Genomic DNA, 18,120 nt, shown 5'->3' on the forward strand with positions numbered 1-18,120 from the left:
ATAGGCTGTGGGCATGTCCAGTCCCGGATCACCGCGCGTCACCATGGCGGCGGTGGCGCGCCGCGCCGGTGTCTCGCCGATGACGGTGTCCTACTGCTACAGCCAGCCGGACCGGGTCGCCCCGGACACGCTGCGCCGGGTCCGCGAGGCCGCCGCCGAACTGGGCTACCAGGGACCGGACCCGACCGCGCGGTCGTTGCGCAAGCGGCACAACGACGCGATCGGGGTGGTGCTCGGCGAGCACCTCGCCTACGCCTTCGAGGATCCGCAGGCCCGCCGGTTCCTGACCGGGGTGGCCGAGGTGTGCCGCGAGCGCGGCAGCGGCCTGAACCTGATCCCGACCACCGGTGCGGACCAGGACGTCGAGCGGGTGCGCTCGGCCGCGGTCGACGGCTACATCGTGTGGACCACGGTCGAGGACGACCCGGTGCTGGAGGTGGTGCGCGGCCTGGGCAAACCGGTCGCCATCCACGGCGGCCCGGCGGTGCCCGGCGTCCAGGTGGTCGGCATCGACAACCGCGCCTCCGCCAGGGATATCGCCGCGCGCACCTTCGCCGGAGCCCAGCGCCCGGCCGTGCTCAGCTTCCCCTTCGACCGGGAACGCAGGCCACGGCTGGAAACCGGGCCGGACGCCGACCAGGTGCCGTTCCCGGTCACCCGCGAACGCCTCCAGGGCGTCTACGACCACTGCGCGCAGGCGGGTGTCGATCCCCGTGGCCTGCCGGTGGCCGTGGTGGCCCGCAACGACCGCGAGGAAGCCGCCGCCATGGCCGCCCTGCTCTTCGACTTCCGCACGCCGGACGCGGTGGTCGCGATGAGCGACCAGCTCGCCTTCGCGGTGCTCGACACCGCCCGCGCCCGCGGCCTCCGGGTGCCGGAGGACCTCGCGGTCTCCGGCTGGGACGACGGCCCGGATGCCGAACGCGCCGGCCTGACCACCATCGCCCAGTCGCTGCTGGACCAGGGCAGGACCTGCGCGCTCATCGCGCTCGGCGACCGGGCGCCGGGCGGCAGCGCCGCGTGGACCACCCGGGTGCGCTCGAGCACCCGGTGATCTTCGGTACCCTCCGGTGTCAGGAGGTCACCGAATGTCACAGGATGCCCAGGCCGAGCTGATCACCGCCTGGCTGGCCGAGCACGCCATCCCGCTGCGCACCGTCGAGCCCGGCAACGGTGTGGACGACCTGAAGCCGCTGGCCGAGGTGCTGGACGGGGTGCGCGTGGTCGGGCTGGGGGAGGCCACGCACGGCAGCAGGGAGTTCTTCACGCTCAAGCACCGGCTGGTCGAGTTCCTGGTGACCGAGCTGGGTTTCACCACCTTCGCCATCGAGGCCGGCTGGTCGGCCTGCCGCGCGGTGGACGACTACGTGGTGCACGGCACCGGAACCGCCGAGCTGGCCCTGCGCCAGGTCGGCTTCTGGACCTGGTACACCGAGGAAGTGCTGGCCCTGGTCGAATGGCTGCGCGCGCACAACACGGACCTGCCACTGGAGCAGCGGGTGCGCTTCCGCGGCGTCGATCCGGTGCTGGAGAAGGCGGGCGTCGAGGCCATCGGCGGCTATCTGTCCACAGTGGACACCGAGCGGGCGGCGGCGTTCCGGGCCGCGGCCAAGGCACTGCGCCCGGACGTCACCAAGATCAGCGTCGGCGGCGTGCTGCGCGCGGCGTTCCGGCACCTGTGGCGGCGGGTGCCGGGAGTGCGGGCCGCGGCCGAGCACAACGAGGTGCTCGCGGCCAGGGAGGTGGTGCGCGAGACGGTGACCTGGCTGGCCGGGCACCCGGCGCAGGACCCCGCCTGGCACGAGGCGCACTGGCACGCCTGGGCGGTGGACCGGGCCGCGGAGCTGCGCACCCTGCCCACCCTCGGCCAGGCGGGCGGTCACCTGCGCGACCGGATGATGGGCGCGGCGGTGAACCGCATCCTGGAGGAGCAGCCCGACGGCCGGGTGATGTTGTGGGCGCACAACGGACACCTCTCCGCCGCCACCCGCTCCAGCAAGGAGGCCGCGCTCGGCGCGGAGCTGCGGGACCGGCTCGGCGACGGCTACTACGCGCTGGCGCTGGTGGCCAACGAGGGCGGCTTCCAGGCCATCCAGATGGGCGGCACCGAGCTGGCCGAGTTCGTCCTGGACCCGGCCGAGCCCGGCACCCTGGAATGGCAGCTGGCCAAGGTCGGCGGCGACCACCTGGTGGACCTGCGGCACGCGCGGCCGGACCCGGTGGCCAGGGAATGGCTGGCGGGCAAGCACAAGATGCGCGGCTACGGCTCGGTGGTCGGGTTCTGGAAGACGATGAAGAAGGAGTCGCTGACCTTCCGGCTGGGCGCGGAGTACGACGGCGTCGCCTACCTGGACCGCACCACTCGCGCCCAGCCGCTGAAACCGGGCTGACTCAGCCCGCGCGCTGGATCAGCGTCGGATCCTCCAGCTCGGCCAGCGTCGCCGCGTACTCCTTGACCAGCTCGTGCAGCACGTACCGGCCGGGCGCGGACTCGGTGAGCAAGTGGTTGTCGTACAACAGTTCCAGCCCGCGCCGGGCCGCCGTGGCGGTCAACCCGGCCAGCGCCGCCGAGGTCGGCGGGTCGACCTCGACACCCGAGCACAGGCCGAGGCAGCGGAACAGCCGCTGGGTCTCCACCGGCAGGCCCTGGTAGGACAGCTCGAACGCGGCGGTGAGCGTGCGGTTCTCCGCGTGCAGCTCGCTCAGCCGGGTCCGCGCGGAGCTGAGCAGGTCCACCAGGTAGCGCTCGGTCCAGCGCGGGTGGTGCCGCAACCGACCGGCCAGCAACGTGATCGCCAGCGGCAGACCGCCGCACAGCGCCACCAGCTCGGTGACCGCCGCCGGGTCCACCGGCTGCTCGCGCGGACCGGCCAGCCGCTGGAACAGCCGGGCGGCCTGTTCCAGCGGCAGCGGGTTCAGCTCCAGCGACCGCACGCCCTCCAGCGCGCTCAGCCGCCGTCTGCTGGTGATCAGCACCCGGCACCGGCCGGGTCCCGGCAGCAGCGGCCGGACCTGCTCGTGCCCGGCGGCGTCGTCCAGGATGAGCAGCAACCGCTTGTCCCGCAAGCGTTCCCGCCACAGCGCGGCGCGGGCGTGCTCGGTCTCCGGCAGCGCGGCGGCCGGCACACCGACCGCGAGCAGCAGCGCGGCCAGCGCCTGGTACGGCGGCAGCGGCGGCTGCGCGGCGGCGAAGGCGTTGAGGCGCAGGAAGATCCGGCCGTCCGGGTAGTCGGTGGCGAGCAGGTGCGCGGCCTGCACGGCCAGGGTGGTCTTGCCGATCCCGGGCATCCCGTCCACCACGTGCACCACCGCGGCCACCGACGGTTCGGTGAGCCGCCGCAGCTCGTCCTCCCTTCCGCTGCAGGACAACGAATCCGCGGGTAGCTGCTCCACGGTCACCGCGGGCGCGAGCACCACCGGCGGACCGGCCAGCCGCGGCGGCGCGGACAGTTCCGGATCCCTGGTCAGGATGCGCTGGTGCAGCCCGCGCATGGCCGGGCCAGGGTCGATGCCCAGCTGTTCGGCCAGCACCGCGCGGGCGTCCTGGAACACCCCGAGCGCCTCGGCCTGCCTGCCCGAGCGGTACAGCGCGAGCATCAGCAGCTCCCGCAACCGTTCCCGCAGCGGGTGCCGGGTCACCAGTGCGGTCAGCTCGGCCACCGCCGTGCGGTGCTCGCCGCGGTCCAGCGCCAGCGCCGCGGACAGCTCCTGGGCCAGCAGGTGGCACTCGCGCAACCGCAGCCGGTGCGCGTGCAGGTACGCGCTGTCCAGGCCGCTGAACGGCTCCCCGCGCCAGCGCCGCAGCGCCGAGCCCACCGACTCGGCGGCCGCCCGCCACTGCCCGGCCCGCTGGTGCTCCTGGGCCGCGGCCACCTCCTGCTCGAAGACCAGCGCGTCCAGCTGGTCGGGCTCCCCGCGCAGCAGGTAGCCGGCCTCGGTGCGCACCACCACCGCGTCCCGGTCATCGGTGGCCCCGGGCGGCCGCAGCGCGCGGCGCAGCCTGCTGATGTTGGTCTGCACCGTGTTCCGCGCGCCCTGCGGCGGGTTGTCCGCCCACACCGCCTCGATCAGCGCCTCCACCGGCACCGGCTGGTTCATTCGAGTGAGCAGAACAGCCAGCACTGCCTGTTGCCGCGCCCAGCCCAGCTCGATCCGCACCGGACCGCGGCGCGCGGCCAGCGCCCCGAGTACCTCGCAGTAAAGCCTGTCGTCGTGTTTGAGCACGTCAAACCCCCAATTAGGCATCGGAGAAGGACACCTTAACCCGCGGACGGTGTGTTCGGAACTACTCACAGTAAGAGCTTGTTGACATGCGACTGCAATCCTGTGACAGCGCTGTGTACGCGGCCCCGCCTAGGGTCCGAAGTGAGCGCGAGAAAATCGCGCAGCACAATCACAGAAAGGTGAAATGTCAAATGGACGCTTTTGATCTGGACGCCAGGGTCAGCACTCCGGCGGCGAGCAACGGCCAGGCGCAGCCGCTGTCGATTACCAGTGTGATCACCCGCCTGGCGTGCACCAGGACCCCGCTCTGCTCCGGCTTCACCTGCCGCTGCACCCAGGGCGCGTGCACCGCCGGCTGCCCCAAGCGGTAAGTACCCGCAGCTAGTCGGGCTGAAGGCGGGTGCTGCCGTGTGTCGACGACACGGCAGCACCCGCCGCTCAACCTACCGCATCAGTGCAGAGGAACAGGGGTTGTCATGCGCGCAGAAACAGTGGCCAGGGAATCCGCGACAGCCTGGCACGGAGTAGTCCCCGCGGCGCTTGCGGCCAAAGCCCGCGAAGTGGCCTGGGAGGTCGCGCGGAGAACCGCGGATTCCGCCGAGGTCATCGATCATGTCATGCGATTCACCGAGCAGACGATGCATCCGATGGAATGGTACTTACCCAGCTTCGGGTATGGCCACGCCGGAATCGCACTACTCCATGTGCACGCCGCGGCCGTTGCCCCCAATGAGGTAGAGAGCGCGCGTTCCCTCTCGGCGGGGTTCTCTTTCATCCGCGAGGCGGTGGCGGGCACCCAGGTCCAACCGCTATTGGCGCCGGGCGTGTTCTCCGGCACCGGCGGCCTCGGGCTGTGCGTGGCGGGCTGTGTCGAAGCCGAACCCCGGTTCGCGCCCAGCCTTCGCCGCCTGCACGAGCAGTTCGCCGCCCAGGTCGCCGAACTGGACCTGCCCATGGCCGAACGCGAGGTCAGCGACTCCGACTACGACCTGATCACCGGCGCCGCGGGCACCCTGGCCTACCTCTGCTCGATCCCGGACCCCGACGAGTCGCTGCGCGCCGCCGCCCAGCGCCTGCTGGACTACCTCATCTGGCTCAGCGAGCCACCCCGCGACCTCACCATCACCCGCCGCTGGCTGATCTCCCCGGAGCTGTGCGCGCCACTGGGCCGCGACCCCAGGGAGTTCCCCGGCGGCTACCTCAACCTCGGCCTCTCCCACGGCATCCCCGGCGCGGTCGCCGCACTGGCCGTGGCCCGGCTGCGCGGGCACCGGCGGCCCGGACAGGTGGCGGCCATCCGGCGAATGGTGGACTGGCTCCTCGATGTCCGGCGCGCGGACGAGCACGGTCCGGTGTGGGCCACCGAGATCCCGGTGGCCGGCTCCGGCGAGGAGGTCCGGCCGAACCAGCCCAACGACCAGATCGGCTGGTGCTACGGCACCGCCGGGGTCGCGGTGTCCCTGCTCGCCGCGAGCGAGGCGCTGGGCGACGCCGAGCTGCGGGCCGCGGCCTTCGAGGCGTTCGAGGGCGTGCTGCGGCGCAGCGAGGAGCGGCCCGCGCTCTCGCCCACCTTCTGCCACGGCGTGGCCGGGGTGCTGGCCATCTGCCTGGAGTTCGCCGCCGCGGGCAGCGAAGCGGCCCGCGAGCACACCCCGCGGCTGCTCGCCGAGCTGCTCGCGCACGCCGATCCCGCGCACCCGCTGGTCTTCCGCGACCAGGAGGAGCCGGGGCTGTTCGTGGACTGCCCAGGACTGCTCACCGGCTCGACCGGGGTGGCGCTGACCCTGCTCGCCGCGATCAGCCCGGCCCGCCCCACCTGGCTGACCGCGTTCCTGGCACGGTGAGCATGACCCGCTACGAACCCGCCGACTTCTTCCTGCTGCGCGCCCCAGCGTTGCCGGCCAGGGTCTTCCAGGACCTGCTCGCCATCGACGATCCGGACCAGGCCCGCGCCGAAGTGCACGGCCGCCTGCGCGCACTGGCCACGCGACCGGAGGTGCGCCGGGCGCTCGCGGTGGCCAGCGGCGACCTGGTCGACGCCCTGGACCGCCCGGCCCCCAACGGAAAGCGGGCCCGGCGGCTGCACTCCCGGCTGCTGCGCTACCTCACCAGGATGACCACCCGGCCCACCCCCTTCGGCGCGTTCTCCGGTGTCGCGGTCGGCGAGTTCGGCGCGCAGACCACCGCGCGGCTGGGCGTACCGGCCTTGCGGGACAACCGGATCCGCGCGGACATGGCCTGGCTGCTGACCGTGGTCAAGCAGCTGGAGGAGGACGAGGCGCTGCGCCCGCACCTGCGGGTGGTGCTCAATTCCAGCGTGCACCACAGCGGCGACCGCCTGGTGCTGCCCTACGCCGACATCTACGGCCACAACGACAACCGCGCGGTCCGGGTGCGGGCCACCACCGCCGCGCTCGCGGTGACCAGGCTGACCGCCACCCCGATCCCGTACGGGCAGCTGCTCACCGCGCTGGCCGAGGAGTTCCCCGGCGTCGACCCGGCCAGGGTCGCCGGGCTGGTGGACGAGCTGCGCACGCTGAACTTCCTGACCAGCGACCTGCGCCCGCCGCTGACCGTGGCCCACCCGGAGGCCCACCTGGCCAAGGCACTGGCCGGGATCGAGGCCGCGGCCGGCACCGCCGAGGCGCTGCGCGAGGTCATCGACCTGGCCCACCACGCGGCCACCAGCGCGGACCCCGCCACGCTGGCCGCGCTGACCGCCGCCCAGCGCGCGCTCGCGCCCGAGCACACCGGCCCGACCTACCAGCTGGACGCCACCCTCGACCTGCGCGAACCGGGACTCTCCGCCGAGGTCGGCACCGCGGTGGCCGAGGCGGTGGACTGCCTGATGCGCCTGTCCGCCGCGCTGCCAGGGCACAACCACCACCTCGCCCAGTACCGGGACGCCTTCACCGAACGCTACGGGCTGCTCGCACTGGTGCCGGTGCTGGAGCTGCTCAGCCCGGAGCACGGCCTGGACGCGCCACCCACCTACACCGAGCCGCCGCGCACATATCCGTTGCCGCACAACGTCGGCGAGCCCTGGCAGCAGGACTTCGACCGGGTGCTCACCGAGTTCGCGGTGCAGGCCTGGTGCTCCGGCGAACCCGAGGTCGAGCTGACCGACGAGTGGCTGAACCGCTTCGCCCCACCGGAGGACGCGCCGTCGCTGGCGCTGTACCCGGCGCTGGACGTCTACGCCCAGCTCGCCGCCGACCACTCGGCGGGGGAGTGGCGGGCGGTGCTGCGCGAGGAGGGCCTGGCCTTCGGCGGGCGCACCTCGGGCCGGTTCTTCGACCTGCTCGGCGAGGCGGCGGTGGACCGGCTGCGCGGCTACGCCCGCCGCGAGGAGGAGCTCAGCCCCGAGGTGGTCTACGCCGAGCTGTGCTACCTGCCCAACCACGGCCGGGCGGCCAACGTGGCGCTGCGGCCGCTGCTGCGCGGCTACGAGGTCCCGGTCAACACCGCGCCCTCGGTGCCGCCGGAGCGGGTGATCGACCTGGCCGACCTGTGCGTCGGCGCCACCGAGGACCGCCTGTTCCTGTGGTCCAAGCGGCTGGGCAAGCAGGTGGTGGTCTCGCAGAACCACATGCTCAGCCCGCACGTGGCTCCCAACGTGGCCCGGTTCGTGCTGGAGGTCTCCAACGACGGCTACGTCATGCCCTGCGGGTTCCGCTGGGGACCACTGGACACGATGCCCTTCCTGCCCAGGGTCACCCGAGGCAAGGTCGTGCTGCGCCCGGCCCAGTGGCGGCTGAACTCATTGCCCGGCAAGGACTTCGCCGCCGAGGTCCGCGCCTGGCGGGAGCAGTGGCGGGTGCCCAGGCACGTCTACCTGGTGGAGGCGGACAACCGGCTGCTGCTCGACCTGGACCACCCGGTCTGCCTGGACGAGCTGGCCACCGGGCTCAACCGCGGCCCGGTGACCGTGCACGAGATGCTGCCCGCCTTCGACCAGCAGTGGCTGCGCGACAACGACGGCGCGGCCTACCTGGAGGAGATCGTGGTCCCGCTGCTGGCCCGCAGCGGCGCGGACACCGCGCGCAGCGAGGTCACGCTGTCCGCGCCGGTGGACACCGAGGACGCTCCGGCGCGGCTGCACCTGCCCGGCGGTCAGTGGAGCTTCCTCAAGCTGTACACCGGAATGACCCAGCAGGACGAGATCATCAGCACCGGCCTGCGCGAGCTAGTCGCGGTGCTGGGTGAGCAGGGGCTGATCGACCGCTGGTTCTACATCCGTTACATGGACCCGCGCCCGCACCTGCGACTGCGCTTCCGGGCCGCGCACCCCGAGGCCGAACCCGCCCTGCTGTGGCAGCTCACCGTGTGGGGCAAGCAGATGGTCGAGCAGGGTCTTGCCTTCGACACCGCGCTCGCGGGCTATGCCCCGGAGATCGAGCGCTACGGCGGCCCGCTGGTCTACGACACGGTGGAACAGGTCTTCGCCGCCAACAGCGCGGTCACCGCCGACCTGGTTGCCTTGTTGCACAACGACAGCGACCTGCGCCCCGACTTCGCCGCGATCGCCGCGGTGGACACCCTGTACCGGCAGTGGGGCCTCGAACCGAAGGAACGCATGGAACTGCTGCCCGGCAGCGGCGGCGCGGACGCCGACCTCGTGCGCGCCGAGTTCCAGCAGCACCGCGCCTACCTCACCGAACTGCTCGTCCCGTGGGACTTCCGCCCGCACGAACAGGGCAGACAGCACCACCAGCTGATCGCTGAAGTCCTTGCTGCGCAACGTGAAGCGGTTGCCGCGGCGCAGGCGGCGGTGACCGGCGGGCAGCTGTGGGGCACCGAGGCCGGGGTGCTGGGCAGCCTGGCGCACATGCAGATCAACCGGTTGCTGCCGATCGACCTGCGCCGCGAATCGCACCTCTACGCGCTGTGGCGGCAGGCTCTGCGCGCCATCGGCGGCCGACCCGCACCGGAGGCCACGGCATGAAACCGAACAACCACTGGCTGCGGATCGCCAAGATGCTCTGGGACCTCAGCCCATTGCGTGTGCTGGCGTTGATCCTGGTCACCGTCGCGGTCTCGGTGGTGCCCGCGATCCAGTTGCAGCTCACCGCCACCGCGGTGCAGACCGTGGCCGAGGCGATCGCCGCGCGGGGCCAGGGCGACTTCGGTCCCGCGGTGCTCGCGGTCGGCCTGCTCATCCTGGCCGTCTCGGTGGCCGCGCACCTGCTCGGCGTGTGGCACGGCTACCTGGACTCGGTGCTGCGCCTGCACTTGTCCACCGCGGTCGGCGAGGAGGTGATGCGCAAGGGCACCAGGATGGAGCTCCAGGACTACGAGGACGCCGACTCCTACGACAAGCTGCAACGCGCCTTCCAGGAGAGCAGCGGCACCCGGATCCACCAGCTGTTCACCGACACCCTGGCCTTCGCCCGCGAGCTGATCACCATCCTGTCCGTCTCCGCGGTGCTGTTCTCCTGGAACTTCTGGGTCGCGGTGCTCATCCTGATCTCGCCGATCCCGTCCGCGATCGCGCAGATGTGGTACGGCAAGAAGATGTACGAGATCGAGTACGGCCGGGCCGCCGATCGTCGTCGCCTGTTCTACCTCCAGTACCTGACCACCACCGACCACTCCTTCAAGGAGGTCCGCCTCTTCCAGCTGGATGGCCACCTGATCAAGGCCTACCGCGACCAGGTGCAGCGGTTCCTGCGGGTGGACCGGGACATCACCCGCCGCCAGTCCGTCTCGCTCGGCGTCTTCGGCCTGGTGAGCGTGCTGATCTCGGCCGGAGCGCTGGTGTTCGCGATGCTGGCCACCAAGGACACCGGGCAGATCGGCGAGCTGGCCGGGTACCTGCAGGCGATCGGCATCGTGCAGGCATCGGGGCACACCCTGCTGGTCGGCGTGGCCAACCTGTTCGAGAACAAGCTGTTCGTGAGCAACTTGTTCGAGCTGCTCGACCTGCCCGAGCGGCAGATCCGGGGCGGGCAACGGAAGTTCCCGGAGCGGCTGCGCCAGGGCATCGAGTTCCGCGAGGTCAGCTTCACCTACCCCGGCACCAGCGAACAGGTCCTGGACCGGGTCAGCTTCACCATGCCCGCCGGCAACTGCGTGGCCCTGGTCGGCCAGAACGGCGCGGGCAAGACCACCCTGGTCAAGCTGCTCACCCGGCTCTACGAGCCCACCAGCGGGGAGATCCTGCTCGACGGCGTGCCGATCCAGGAGTTCGACCTGGAAGACCTGCGCCGCAACCTCGGCGTCATCTTCCAGGACTACATCCGCTACGAGCTGCCGGTGCGGGACAACATCGGCTTCGGCCAGATCGAGCACCGCGCCGACACCGACCGGATCCGCCGCGCCGCACAGGCCAGTGGCGCTGACTCCATTGTGGACACTCTCCCAGCAGGCTACGACGCCATGCTGGGCCGCCACTTCGAGAACGGCCACCAGCTCTCCGGCGGCCAGTGGCAGAAGGTCGCACTGGCCAGGGCGTTCATGCGGGCCGCGCCGATCGTGGTGCTGGACGAGCCCACCGCCTCCATCGACGCCGAGGCCGAAACCGAGATCTTCCAACGCTTCCGCAGCATCGCCGACACCTCCACCAGCCTGCTGGTGGCTCACCGCTTCTCCACCGTCCGGATCGCCGACAAGATCATCGTCATCGAGGGCGGCAAACTCGTCGAACAGGGCACGCACACCGAACTGATGCGCCAGGGCGGCCACTACGCCTACCTGTTCAACCTCCAGGCCGCCGGATACCAGCCGGAGCACACGTGAGAACCTCCATCATCCTGCCGGTGATGCCGGAACAGCCCGACGACCTCACCCCCTTCGCCGAGCTCGTCCGCGACACCCCCGCACACCGCCTGTGGCAGGGCCAGTCCCTGGGACTGGAAACCCACCAGGCCTTCGCCTACCTGGCGGGCCAAGGGTTCCAGCTGCCGGTCGGCACCAGCGTCACCCTCACCGCCCTGCGCCACCCCTACGAAGCCGCCCTGCAAGCCCGCTCCCTGGCCCGCCTCACCGGCCATCCCATGGTGCTCGGCATCGGCGCGGGCACCCCGGAACTCGTGGAGTCCTTGCACGGCAAGGCATACCCGAGCCCGCTGACCGCGCTGGCCGACTACCTCACCATCCTGCGCGGCCTGCTGGCCGGCGATCCCGTGCTCCACCAAGGCCGCCAGTACCAGATGCACGGCGGCCTGCCCCCCTTCGAGCACCCGCCGGTGGAGCTCGGCCTCGGCGTCCTGCGCCCCGCCGCCGCCCGCCTGGCAGGTGAGCTGGCCGACTCCGCGATCACCTGGATGACCCCGCCGGACTACCTGCGCACCGTGCTCCGCCCGGAAATCGAGGCCGCCGCGGCACAAGCCGGTCGCCCCGCGCCCAGGATCGTCACGGTGGTGCACGTCGCGGTCCGCCGACCGGGCCGCAACCCGCACCAGGTGGCGCTCACCGCCGCCCGGGAACACCTGGCCGCCCCGCACTACACCGACATGCTCCGCCGCGCGGGCCTGCGCGTGCACCCCATGCAGCCGGGCCTGAGCGCGCGGGCGCTGGTCGACGGCGGCGTGGTGCTCACCGGCACCCTGTCCGAGATCGCGGCCGGGGTGCGGCGCTACCACGAGGCCGGGGCAGACGAGGTGGTACTGAACACCGCGGGCGTGCGCATGCTGGAAGGCCGGGAGGCCGCACTCAGGGACCTGCGGGCGATTCTGGCGGAGGTGACCACGTCGGATTCTCGCCAGCCAACCGACGCCGGGCTTGCCTAGCCTCACCGACATGAGTGCCGAGATCGTCCAACAGGCCTGGCAGACCTTCCGGACCCGCGACCCCGAACGCATCGCCGCGGTCTTCACCCCGGACGCGGAATGGCTTGCCCCACCAGGAAACGCGACCGCGACCACCCTGGGCATCAGTCACCACATGATCGGCGGGGAGGAGATCGCGCGCTTCCTCGCCATCGACTTCCCCCGGCTGTTCGCCAAGGATGTCGAGGTGGCCTTCCGCGGCTTCCACGTCGCGGGTGACGTGGTGGTCGTGGAGGAGACGATGACCGCCACCCTGGCCGACGGCAGGCCCTACCGCAACGACTACTGCCTGGTCTTCGAGGTCCACAATGGACTCATCCACCGGGTGCGCGAGTACCTGGACACCGCCAGCGGCGCCCGCCAGCTCGGCGTCCCGGCTACGACGTAAATCACTGCCTGACCTGCACCGGCAGCGGCTAGGGTGCCTCTGTCCGGGGCGGTCGGCGCGCGATTGCACCGGGGGGAATGCTCCCGCGCGCATCGACGCAGAACTGAGAGAACCATGTCCTCCACTCGCTTCGCCCTCATCGCGCTCACCCTGGGCGCTGCCCTGCTCACCGCCGGTTGTGGTGGCGCCGCGCCTGCCAACTGCGACCAGCAGCAGAACGCGGTCACCGCCGCGGAGAAGACCTTCACCGAGGCCGACAACACGGCCAAGACCGCCGAGGGCAAGCTCGCCGAGATCAACAAGGCCAAGGACGCGGCCAACGCCGAGGCGGACAAGGCCGTCGAGGCGGCCAAGGCGGCCAGGGAGAAGTCCGCGAAGGGTGGCGCCGCGCAGCACGCGGAGGCGGCTTCGGCCAGCGCGCACTCGACCCGCCTGCTGGCCACGGCCACCGGCCTGATCGCGGACGCGGCCCAGGCCCGTGAGGACGCCGAGAAGGTCAGGGGCAAGGCGACCGAGGCGAACCAGGCCGTCAGCGACGCCAAGCAGAAGCTCGCCGACTGCCGCAAGTGAGCGCACCGCCCGCTCCGTCACCCCGGTCACGCGGTGGCGGAGCGGGCGACTAGCGTGACCGGGGTGACCCTGTACGACATCCCGCTGCGGACCCTCACCGGCGAGCCCACCACCCTGGGCGAGCTGCGCGGCAAGGCCGTGCTGATCGTCAACGTCGCCTCCAAGTGCGGGCTGACGAACCAGTACACCGGCCTGGAGGCCCTGCAGGAGCGCTACGCCGCCCGCGGCTTCTCCGTGGTCGGCTTCCCGTGCAACCAGTTCGGCGGCCAGGAGCCGGGCAGCGCGGAGGAGATCCAGACCTTCTGCTCGACCAGCTACGGCGTCACCTTCCCGATGATGGCCAAGATCGAGGTCAACGGCCAGGGCCGGCACCCGCTCTACACCGAGCTGGTCGCCACCGCGGACGCCGAGGGCGAGGCCGGCGACATCCAGTGGAACTTCGAGAAGTTCCTGCTCGACCCCTCGGGCAAGCCGGTGGCCCGGTTCCGCCCGGCCACCACGCCGGAGGACGACGCGGTGGTCGGCGCGATCGAAGCGGTCCTGCCCGCCAGTTGACACCGGCCACCGTGGACACCACTACCAGCAAGCCCGCGGCCTGGACGCTGCGCGCGGCCGAACCAGCCGACGTCGAGGCGATCGCCGAGCTCCGCGCGCGGGTGCTGCGCCCGGACCTGGAACGGTTGGGGCGCTTCGACGAGCACCGGGTCCGCCAGCGCCTGCGGGACTCCTTCTCCACCCAGCACACCTCGATCATCGAGGTCGACAACGCCTTCGCCGGCTGCGTCACCCTGCGCCCGGCCGAGCAGAGCTGGTGGCTGGAGCACTTCTACCTCGACCCGGACCTGCAGGGCCGCGGCCTCGGGTCCGCCGTGCTGCGCACCCTACTGGCCCGTGCCGACGCCGAAGCCGCGCCCGTCCGCCTGAACGTGTTGCAGGGCAGCGCCGCCCAGCGGCTGTACGAACGGCACGGCTTCACCGTCGAGTCCCAGGACCCGATCGACGTCTACCTGGTGCGCCAGCCCGCTTGAGTCTGTACCTACTAGTATGTATGGTCCGGTGGTGGACACCAGGGAGAAGCTGATCGAGAGCACTCGCGCGCTGTTGTGGGAGCGCGGGTATGTGGGCACCAGCCCGAAGGCCATCCAGGAGCGCTCCGGCGCGGGCCAGGGCAGCATGTACCACCACTTCTCCGGCAAGCCCGAGCTCGCCCTGGCCGCGATCAACCGCACCGCAGAGGACCTGCGCGCCAGGGCCGAAGCCGCCTTCACCGCCCCCGGCCCGGCGCTCGACCGGGTGGCCGCCTACCTGCGCCGCGAACGCGAGGCGCTCAAGGGCTGCCCGGTCGGCCGCCTCACCCAGGACCCCGAGGTGATGGCCGACCCCACCCTGCGCGACCCGGTCGAGCAGACCTTCGCCTGGCTCACCACCCGCCTGGCCGACCTGCTGGCCGAAGCCCAGTCCCACGGCGAGCTCGCCCCCACCCTCGCCCCCGGACCCACCGCCACCGCACTGGTCGCGGTCCTCCAGGGCGGCTACGTGCTAGCCCGCGCCGCAGGCGCCACCGAGCCCTACACCAACGCCATCGAAGGCGCCCTCGGCCTGCTCGCCAGCCACCGGGAAGGCCCCTGACATGCCCTTCGTCCGCATCGACGCCCTGCACGCCGACCCCGCCCGCCTCGCCGCCCTCGGCCGCGCCGTCCACCAGGCCCTGATCGATACCATCGGCATCCCACCCGACGACCTGTTCCAGGTGCTGACCGCACACGACGGCGTCACCAGCACCCTGCGCTACGACAACTTCCTTGGCGTGCAACGAGATGCGGGCGTCGTGTTCGTGGCGATCATCTTGCGCTCGGGGCGGCCGGTGGAGCGGAAGCAGGCGCTGTACCGGCGGATCGCGGAGCTGGCCGAGGAGTACGCGGGGACCGAGCCGCGCAACGTGGTGGTCACGCTGACCGAGAACGAGCCGGCCGACTGGTCGTTCGGGCACGGGGTGGCGCAGTACGTGGAGTGACCGGGGTGATCAGTCCAATCATGCCGATTGGCAGGTGGCTCAGTCGTCTCCCCTCAAGGGAACCACCCGCCTCGTCGATACTGAGGTTCGCCCGCGGGCAGGCCGGGCACGGAGACATATCGTCGCCATGCCCGGCCGCGTTATCGCCTACTGGCCAAGGTTTCCTAGGCCGGCCAGTAGGCGACGATCAGGATGAGGACCAGGGCCGTCCCTGCTACCAGCAAGGCGCAGATGATGGCTCTGGTCCGCTTCCGTGCCTCCTCGTCGTGGCGGTCAGGTCCTGGTGACCTCGACCCGCGGTGTTTTTGCACCTCTGTTCTCTTTCTTTTCTCGACCGGGATGTGCTCCCGCCGTTGCGCGGGCCCGGGGGTCTGTTGCCACCTCCATGGGGTGCCGACGGCCGCATCGCCGTGCTGGGCAATGATCACATGCTGGCTACTGACTGTGACCGACCGTGTGCGCCATGTGCGGCGATCACGATAGCGAGCAGGTCAAGCAGGACGACTCGACCGCGCGGCGGGCGGCCCGCGCGGATGGTGTCCGCGCGGGCCGCCCCGTGCTCAGCGCCGGGTGCGGCGGCGGGGTTGTGCCGCTAGCGCCCGTTTTGGTGCGAGCAGGTGCAGGAGCTGGGTGAGCACGGCACGCGCTGCCGCCCGCCGGGCCGCGCTTGGTGCGCAGATCGCGATGGCCGCGCTAAGGATGACGACCAGCGCCAGTCCCAGCCCTGTAGCCGCGGCCAACGACAGCAGTGTGGCCTCGAGCATGGTGAATCCTCTTCTCTTGAAGGTTCAAACAACGCCCTGTGCATGGCATTGCGCCAATCGAGCGGGCGCTGACACCAATTAGGCGGAACCTGGAGAAAATCGGTCCAGTGCCGACTGTCCTCAAGAGACACTCCACCGACAACGCCGGGGCGGCCCCGAACCTCCCCGACTTTCCGACAACCGTTCACTGAACGGACAAGGTGTGGAATCCGATACCCCCCACATGCACGACCACACCGGCCACCCCGCGCCCCCGACGCATCGCGGTGGCCGACCGGTGCGCACCGAGCAGGCGATGCTGAAGAACGGCTGCACCCCGGAGGCCGTCGCCCTGATCCGCATGCTTCAGGACCTGCTGACCGAGCGGTTCGGCGAGGGCCGCCCGTACCGGAACTTCATCGAGCACATGGCCGACACCCGCCCTGAGATCCTGGGGATCACCGTGCCGAAGGGTCCCCCCGACAAACGCAAGAACGCGATCGACAACGTCCTCAAGAAGTTGTCGGACGGACTTGGTAGCGGACGAATGCGACATGGTCCGGACTGGGCTACGGCGCGGCTGATCGTGGGCTACTGCGTCGCCCCCGACGAACGCGAGCAGGTGAAGCGCGAGGTCAGGACCTTGTGGGAGGCGGCGAACCGGCAGGCCACGTCCGGGCAGACCCGGTCGAATCGCGCTGCCCAGCCCCCGGAGGCGCCCGTTCTCGGGCCGCGCGCCGAGAACACCGCGGAGCTGCTCTCGGCGCTGCGGCAGGAGCTCACCTCTGAACGGGACCGCCGGATCACCGCCGAGAAACTTCTCACCATGCAGCGGGCAACCTGCGTGGAAGTCCGGGCTGAGCGGGACCGCCTCGCCGAGGAGGTCCGGCAGCACAAGGAGAACCGCGGCCGTCTAGAGGCCGAGATTGCCCTGCAGCGGGCCAAGCGCGGCGGAATCACGCAGGAACTGGAGCGGGCCAACGCGCACAAGGCAGGCCTGATCGAGGTGTTCGCCCGCCAGGCCGCGGTCCTGCAGAAACTTCGGCCGCGCGAGCCGGGTGACCGGTTCCTGGCGCCGACCCTGGACTTCCCGAGCGAGCCGGAACACGGCGTCGGCGGCGGACTGACCGGATTGGAGGAGCTGGTCCCCAAGGTGGTGGCCGACATCATCGAGGACTTGGACTGCGAGGCGCCGGTCGGCAACCAGGTCATCGCGGTCTACCTGGGCGTCTGCGCCCGCCTCCGGGGCCAGCACCCGCACGAGCAACCCGCGCTGCTCGGCGTGGACCCGGCCACCGTGGACGCCGTGCTCAGCGGCCGCCATTGCCCCGACCGGCGGGTCGCCGCCGCACTGGCCTGGGCATACGGCGCGGATCCCGACCATGCGGGCGCGCTGGCCGCCGCGGCGGGAGTGCCCGCGACCGGGGCTGCCGACCGGCGGACCGCCCCACCGGCTGCAGCCCCGGCACCTCCGGCCGGGGCGGGGCAGCCGGATCCGGAACCGGCAGGTGGACCGGCCGGGCCGATCATCAGCTTGGCTGAGCACCGGTGGAGCCGACAACGCAGAACAAGCTCGCGGACAAGCCCCGACAACCCAGGTCAGCCCAGCTCCGACAGCGCCGCTCCAGGCGACAACGGCGAAGGCCCGCCGCACCGGCCGGGCCCCCGGTTGGTTGTCGGACCGCCGAACCCGAACCGGTCCGCCGCCGGTACGTTCAAGCGCGGGCTGCGCCGGTTCTACCACCTGCTGGGCATCGCCCTCCTGCTCTGCTTGCCCGCCCAGTTCCTGCTCAACGAGCCGCTCCGTCTCCTCTGCGCGGCCATCACCGGGGCGTGGGTGGTGCTGCTGGCCATCAGCGCGGTGCGGGTGTACCTGACCGCGCCCCGGGCGTTGCCGATCCATCCGAGCGAGGGCACCCCGCCCGCCAGGACCGGCGCGGACCTGGAGTGGCCGCTGTCCGCGGGAGACTCGGCCGAGACGACCTTCCAGGTGCGGCCCGGCCGGCGCGGCGGCTACTTGTCGGGACAACTTCACCTTGTCGGTAGCGGCACCGCCACCGTGATCTGGTCGCTTACCGCCGCCGACGGACGGGTCCTGGCCGACGGCGAGATCAACAGCGGGGGCCCGTGCCGGATCATCAGCTACGCACCGGACGGGGAGAACCGGGTGATCCCGGGCAACGCCCTTGAACTGCAGCACCTGGGCATCCCAGCGGACCTGACCACGCTGACCCTGACCCTGCGCCGGGTGGACCGCGGCCGGGAGCCGTCCGCCGTGTGCTGGGCCGACGCGTACCTGTTCGAAGCGGCCCCGACAACCTCCGACAACCCGGCGGAGGAAGCCGGCTGACAGTGCACCAGCTCGTTCCCGCGTAGTGGGAACCCTTGCCCGGAGTGTGGCCGAGGCCGGAC

Annotated in this window: 16 protein-coding genes; 14 read left to right on the top strand and 2 right to left on the bottom strand. The window is 71.5% G+C overall.

What is annotated here, in order from left to right; genetic code table 11:
* The first annotated feature begins 13 nt into the window (after window positions 1-13).
* Window positions 14-1,054 (top strand): LacI family DNA-binding transcriptional regulator, encoded by a 1,041-nt coding sequence (locus N8J89_RS17950; RefSeq protein WP_283665507.1) that lies wholly within the window; start codon window positions 14-16, stop codon window positions 1,052-1,054.
* A 34-nt stretch (window positions 1,055-1,088) separates the two neighbouring features.
* Window positions 1,089-2,390, top strand: a complete 1,302-nt coding sequence (locus N8J89_RS17955) for an erythromycin esterase family protein (RefSeq protein WP_283665508.1) — start codon at window positions 1,089-1,091, stop codon at window positions 2,388-2,390.
* A gap of 1 nt (window position 2,391) precedes the next feature.
* Here N8J89_RS17955 and N8J89_RS17960 read toward each other — a convergent pair whose 3' ends face one another.
* Complete coding sequence (locus N8J89_RS17960; protein ID WP_283665509.1) at window positions 2,392-4,224, bottom strand: AfsR/SARP family transcriptional regulator; 1,833 nt, start codon at window positions 4,222-4,224, stop codon at window positions 2,392-2,394.
* Between the two features lie 191 nt (window positions 4,225-4,415).
* Here N8J89_RS17960 and N8J89_RS17965 point away from each other — a divergent pair, with 191 nt between their 5' ends.
* From N8J89_RS17965 to N8J89_RS18015, 11 genes are all read left to right on the top strand, one after another.
* Window positions 4,416-4,595: an FDLD family class I lanthipeptide gene (locus N8J89_RS17965; protein ID WP_252478811.1), complete on the top strand. Its 180-nt coding sequence runs from the start codon at window positions 4,416-4,418 to the stop codon at window positions 4,593-4,595.
* A gap of 276 nt (window positions 4,596-4,871) precedes the next feature.
* A complete protein-coding gene (locus N8J89_RS17970; RefSeq protein WP_283665510.1) occupies window positions 4,872-6,068 on the top strand; it encodes a lanthionine synthetase C family protein in 1,197 nt (398 codons plus the stop codon).
* A gap of 2 nt (window positions 6,069-6,070) precedes the next feature.
* Window positions 6,071-9,169, top strand: a complete 3,099-nt coding sequence (locus N8J89_RS17975) for a lantibiotic dehydratase (RefSeq protein WP_283665511.1) — start codon at window positions 6,071-6,073, stop codon at window positions 9,167-9,169.
* Entirely contained in the window at window positions 9,166-10,962 is a 1,797-nt protein-coding gene (locus N8J89_RS17980) for an ABC transporter ATP-binding protein (RefSeq protein WP_283665512.1), read from the top strand. The genes N8J89_RS17975 and N8J89_RS17980 overlap by 4 nt, the downstream gene beginning before the upstream one ends.
* Window positions 10,959-11,954: an LLM class flavin-dependent oxidoreductase gene (locus tag N8J89_RS17985; protein ID WP_283665513.1), complete on the top strand. Its 996-nt coding sequence runs from the start codon at window positions 10,959-10,961 to the stop codon at window positions 11,952-11,954. Before N8J89_RS17980 ends, N8J89_RS17985 begins: the two co-directional genes overlap by 4 nt.
* Before the next feature lie 10 nt (window positions 11,955-11,964).
* The gene (locus tag N8J89_RS17990) at window positions 11,965-12,381 is read left to right on the top strand and encodes a nuclear transport factor 2 family protein (RefSeq protein WP_283665514.1); all 417 of its coding nucleotides are present in this window, start codon (window positions 11,965-11,967) and stop codon (window positions 12,379-12,381) included.
* A 114-nt stretch (window positions 12,382-12,495) separates the two neighbouring features.
* Window positions 12,496-12,951 carry a hypothetical protein gene (locus tag N8J89_RS17995; protein WP_283665515.1) on the top strand — a complete coding sequence of 152 codons (456 nt, stop codon included), beginning with the start codon at window positions 12,496-12,498 and terminating at the stop codon, window positions 12,949-12,951.
* 63 nt (window positions 12,952-13,014) lie between these two features.
* Window positions 13,015-13,506, top strand: coding sequence for a glutathione peroxidase (locus tag N8J89_RS18000; protein ID WP_283665516.1), 492 nt, complete (start codon window positions 13,015-13,017; stop codon window positions 13,504-13,506).
* An 11-nt stretch (window positions 13,507-13,517) separates the two neighbouring features.
* Window positions 13,518-13,979, top strand: coding sequence for a GNAT family N-acetyltransferase (locus tag N8J89_RS18005; protein ID WP_283665517.1), 462 nt, complete (start codon window positions 13,518-13,520; stop codon window positions 13,977-13,979).
* A 31-nt stretch (window positions 13,980-14,010) separates the two neighbouring features.
* On the top strand, window positions 14,011-14,580 hold the full coding sequence (locus N8J89_RS18010; protein ID WP_283665518.1) for a TetR/AcrR family transcriptional regulator: 570 nt from the start codon (window positions 14,011-14,013) through the stop codon (window positions 14,578-14,580).
* Between the two features lies 1 nt (window position 14,581).
* A complete protein-coding gene (locus N8J89_RS18015) occupies window positions 14,582-14,965 on the top strand; it encodes a tautomerase family protein (RefSeq protein ID WP_283665519.1) in 384 nt (127 codons plus the stop codon).
* Window positions 14,966-15,525: 560 nt separating this feature from the next.
* Here the strand turns inward: N8J89_RS18015 and N8J89_RS18020 are convergent.
* On the bottom strand, window positions 15,526-15,729 hold the full coding sequence (locus N8J89_RS18020) for a hypothetical protein (RefSeq protein ID WP_283665520.1): 204 nt from the start codon (window positions 15,727-15,729) through the stop codon (window positions 15,526-15,528).
* Window positions 15,730-16,006: 277 nt separating this feature from the next.
* On the opposite strand from N8J89_RS18020, the gene N8J89_RS18025 reads away from it, so the two are divergent.
* Window positions 16,007-18,058, top strand: a complete 2,052-nt coding sequence (locus tag N8J89_RS18025; protein ID WP_283665521.1) for a hypothetical protein — start codon at window positions 16,007-16,009, stop codon at window positions 18,056-18,058.
* The last annotated feature ends 62 nt before the right edge of the window (window positions 18,059-18,120 follow it).

The organism is Crossiella sp. CA-258035 (genome assembly GCF_030064675.1).
Taxonomy (GTDB): domain Bacteria; phylum Actinomycetota; class Actinomycetes; order Mycobacteriales; family Pseudonocardiaceae; genus Crossiella.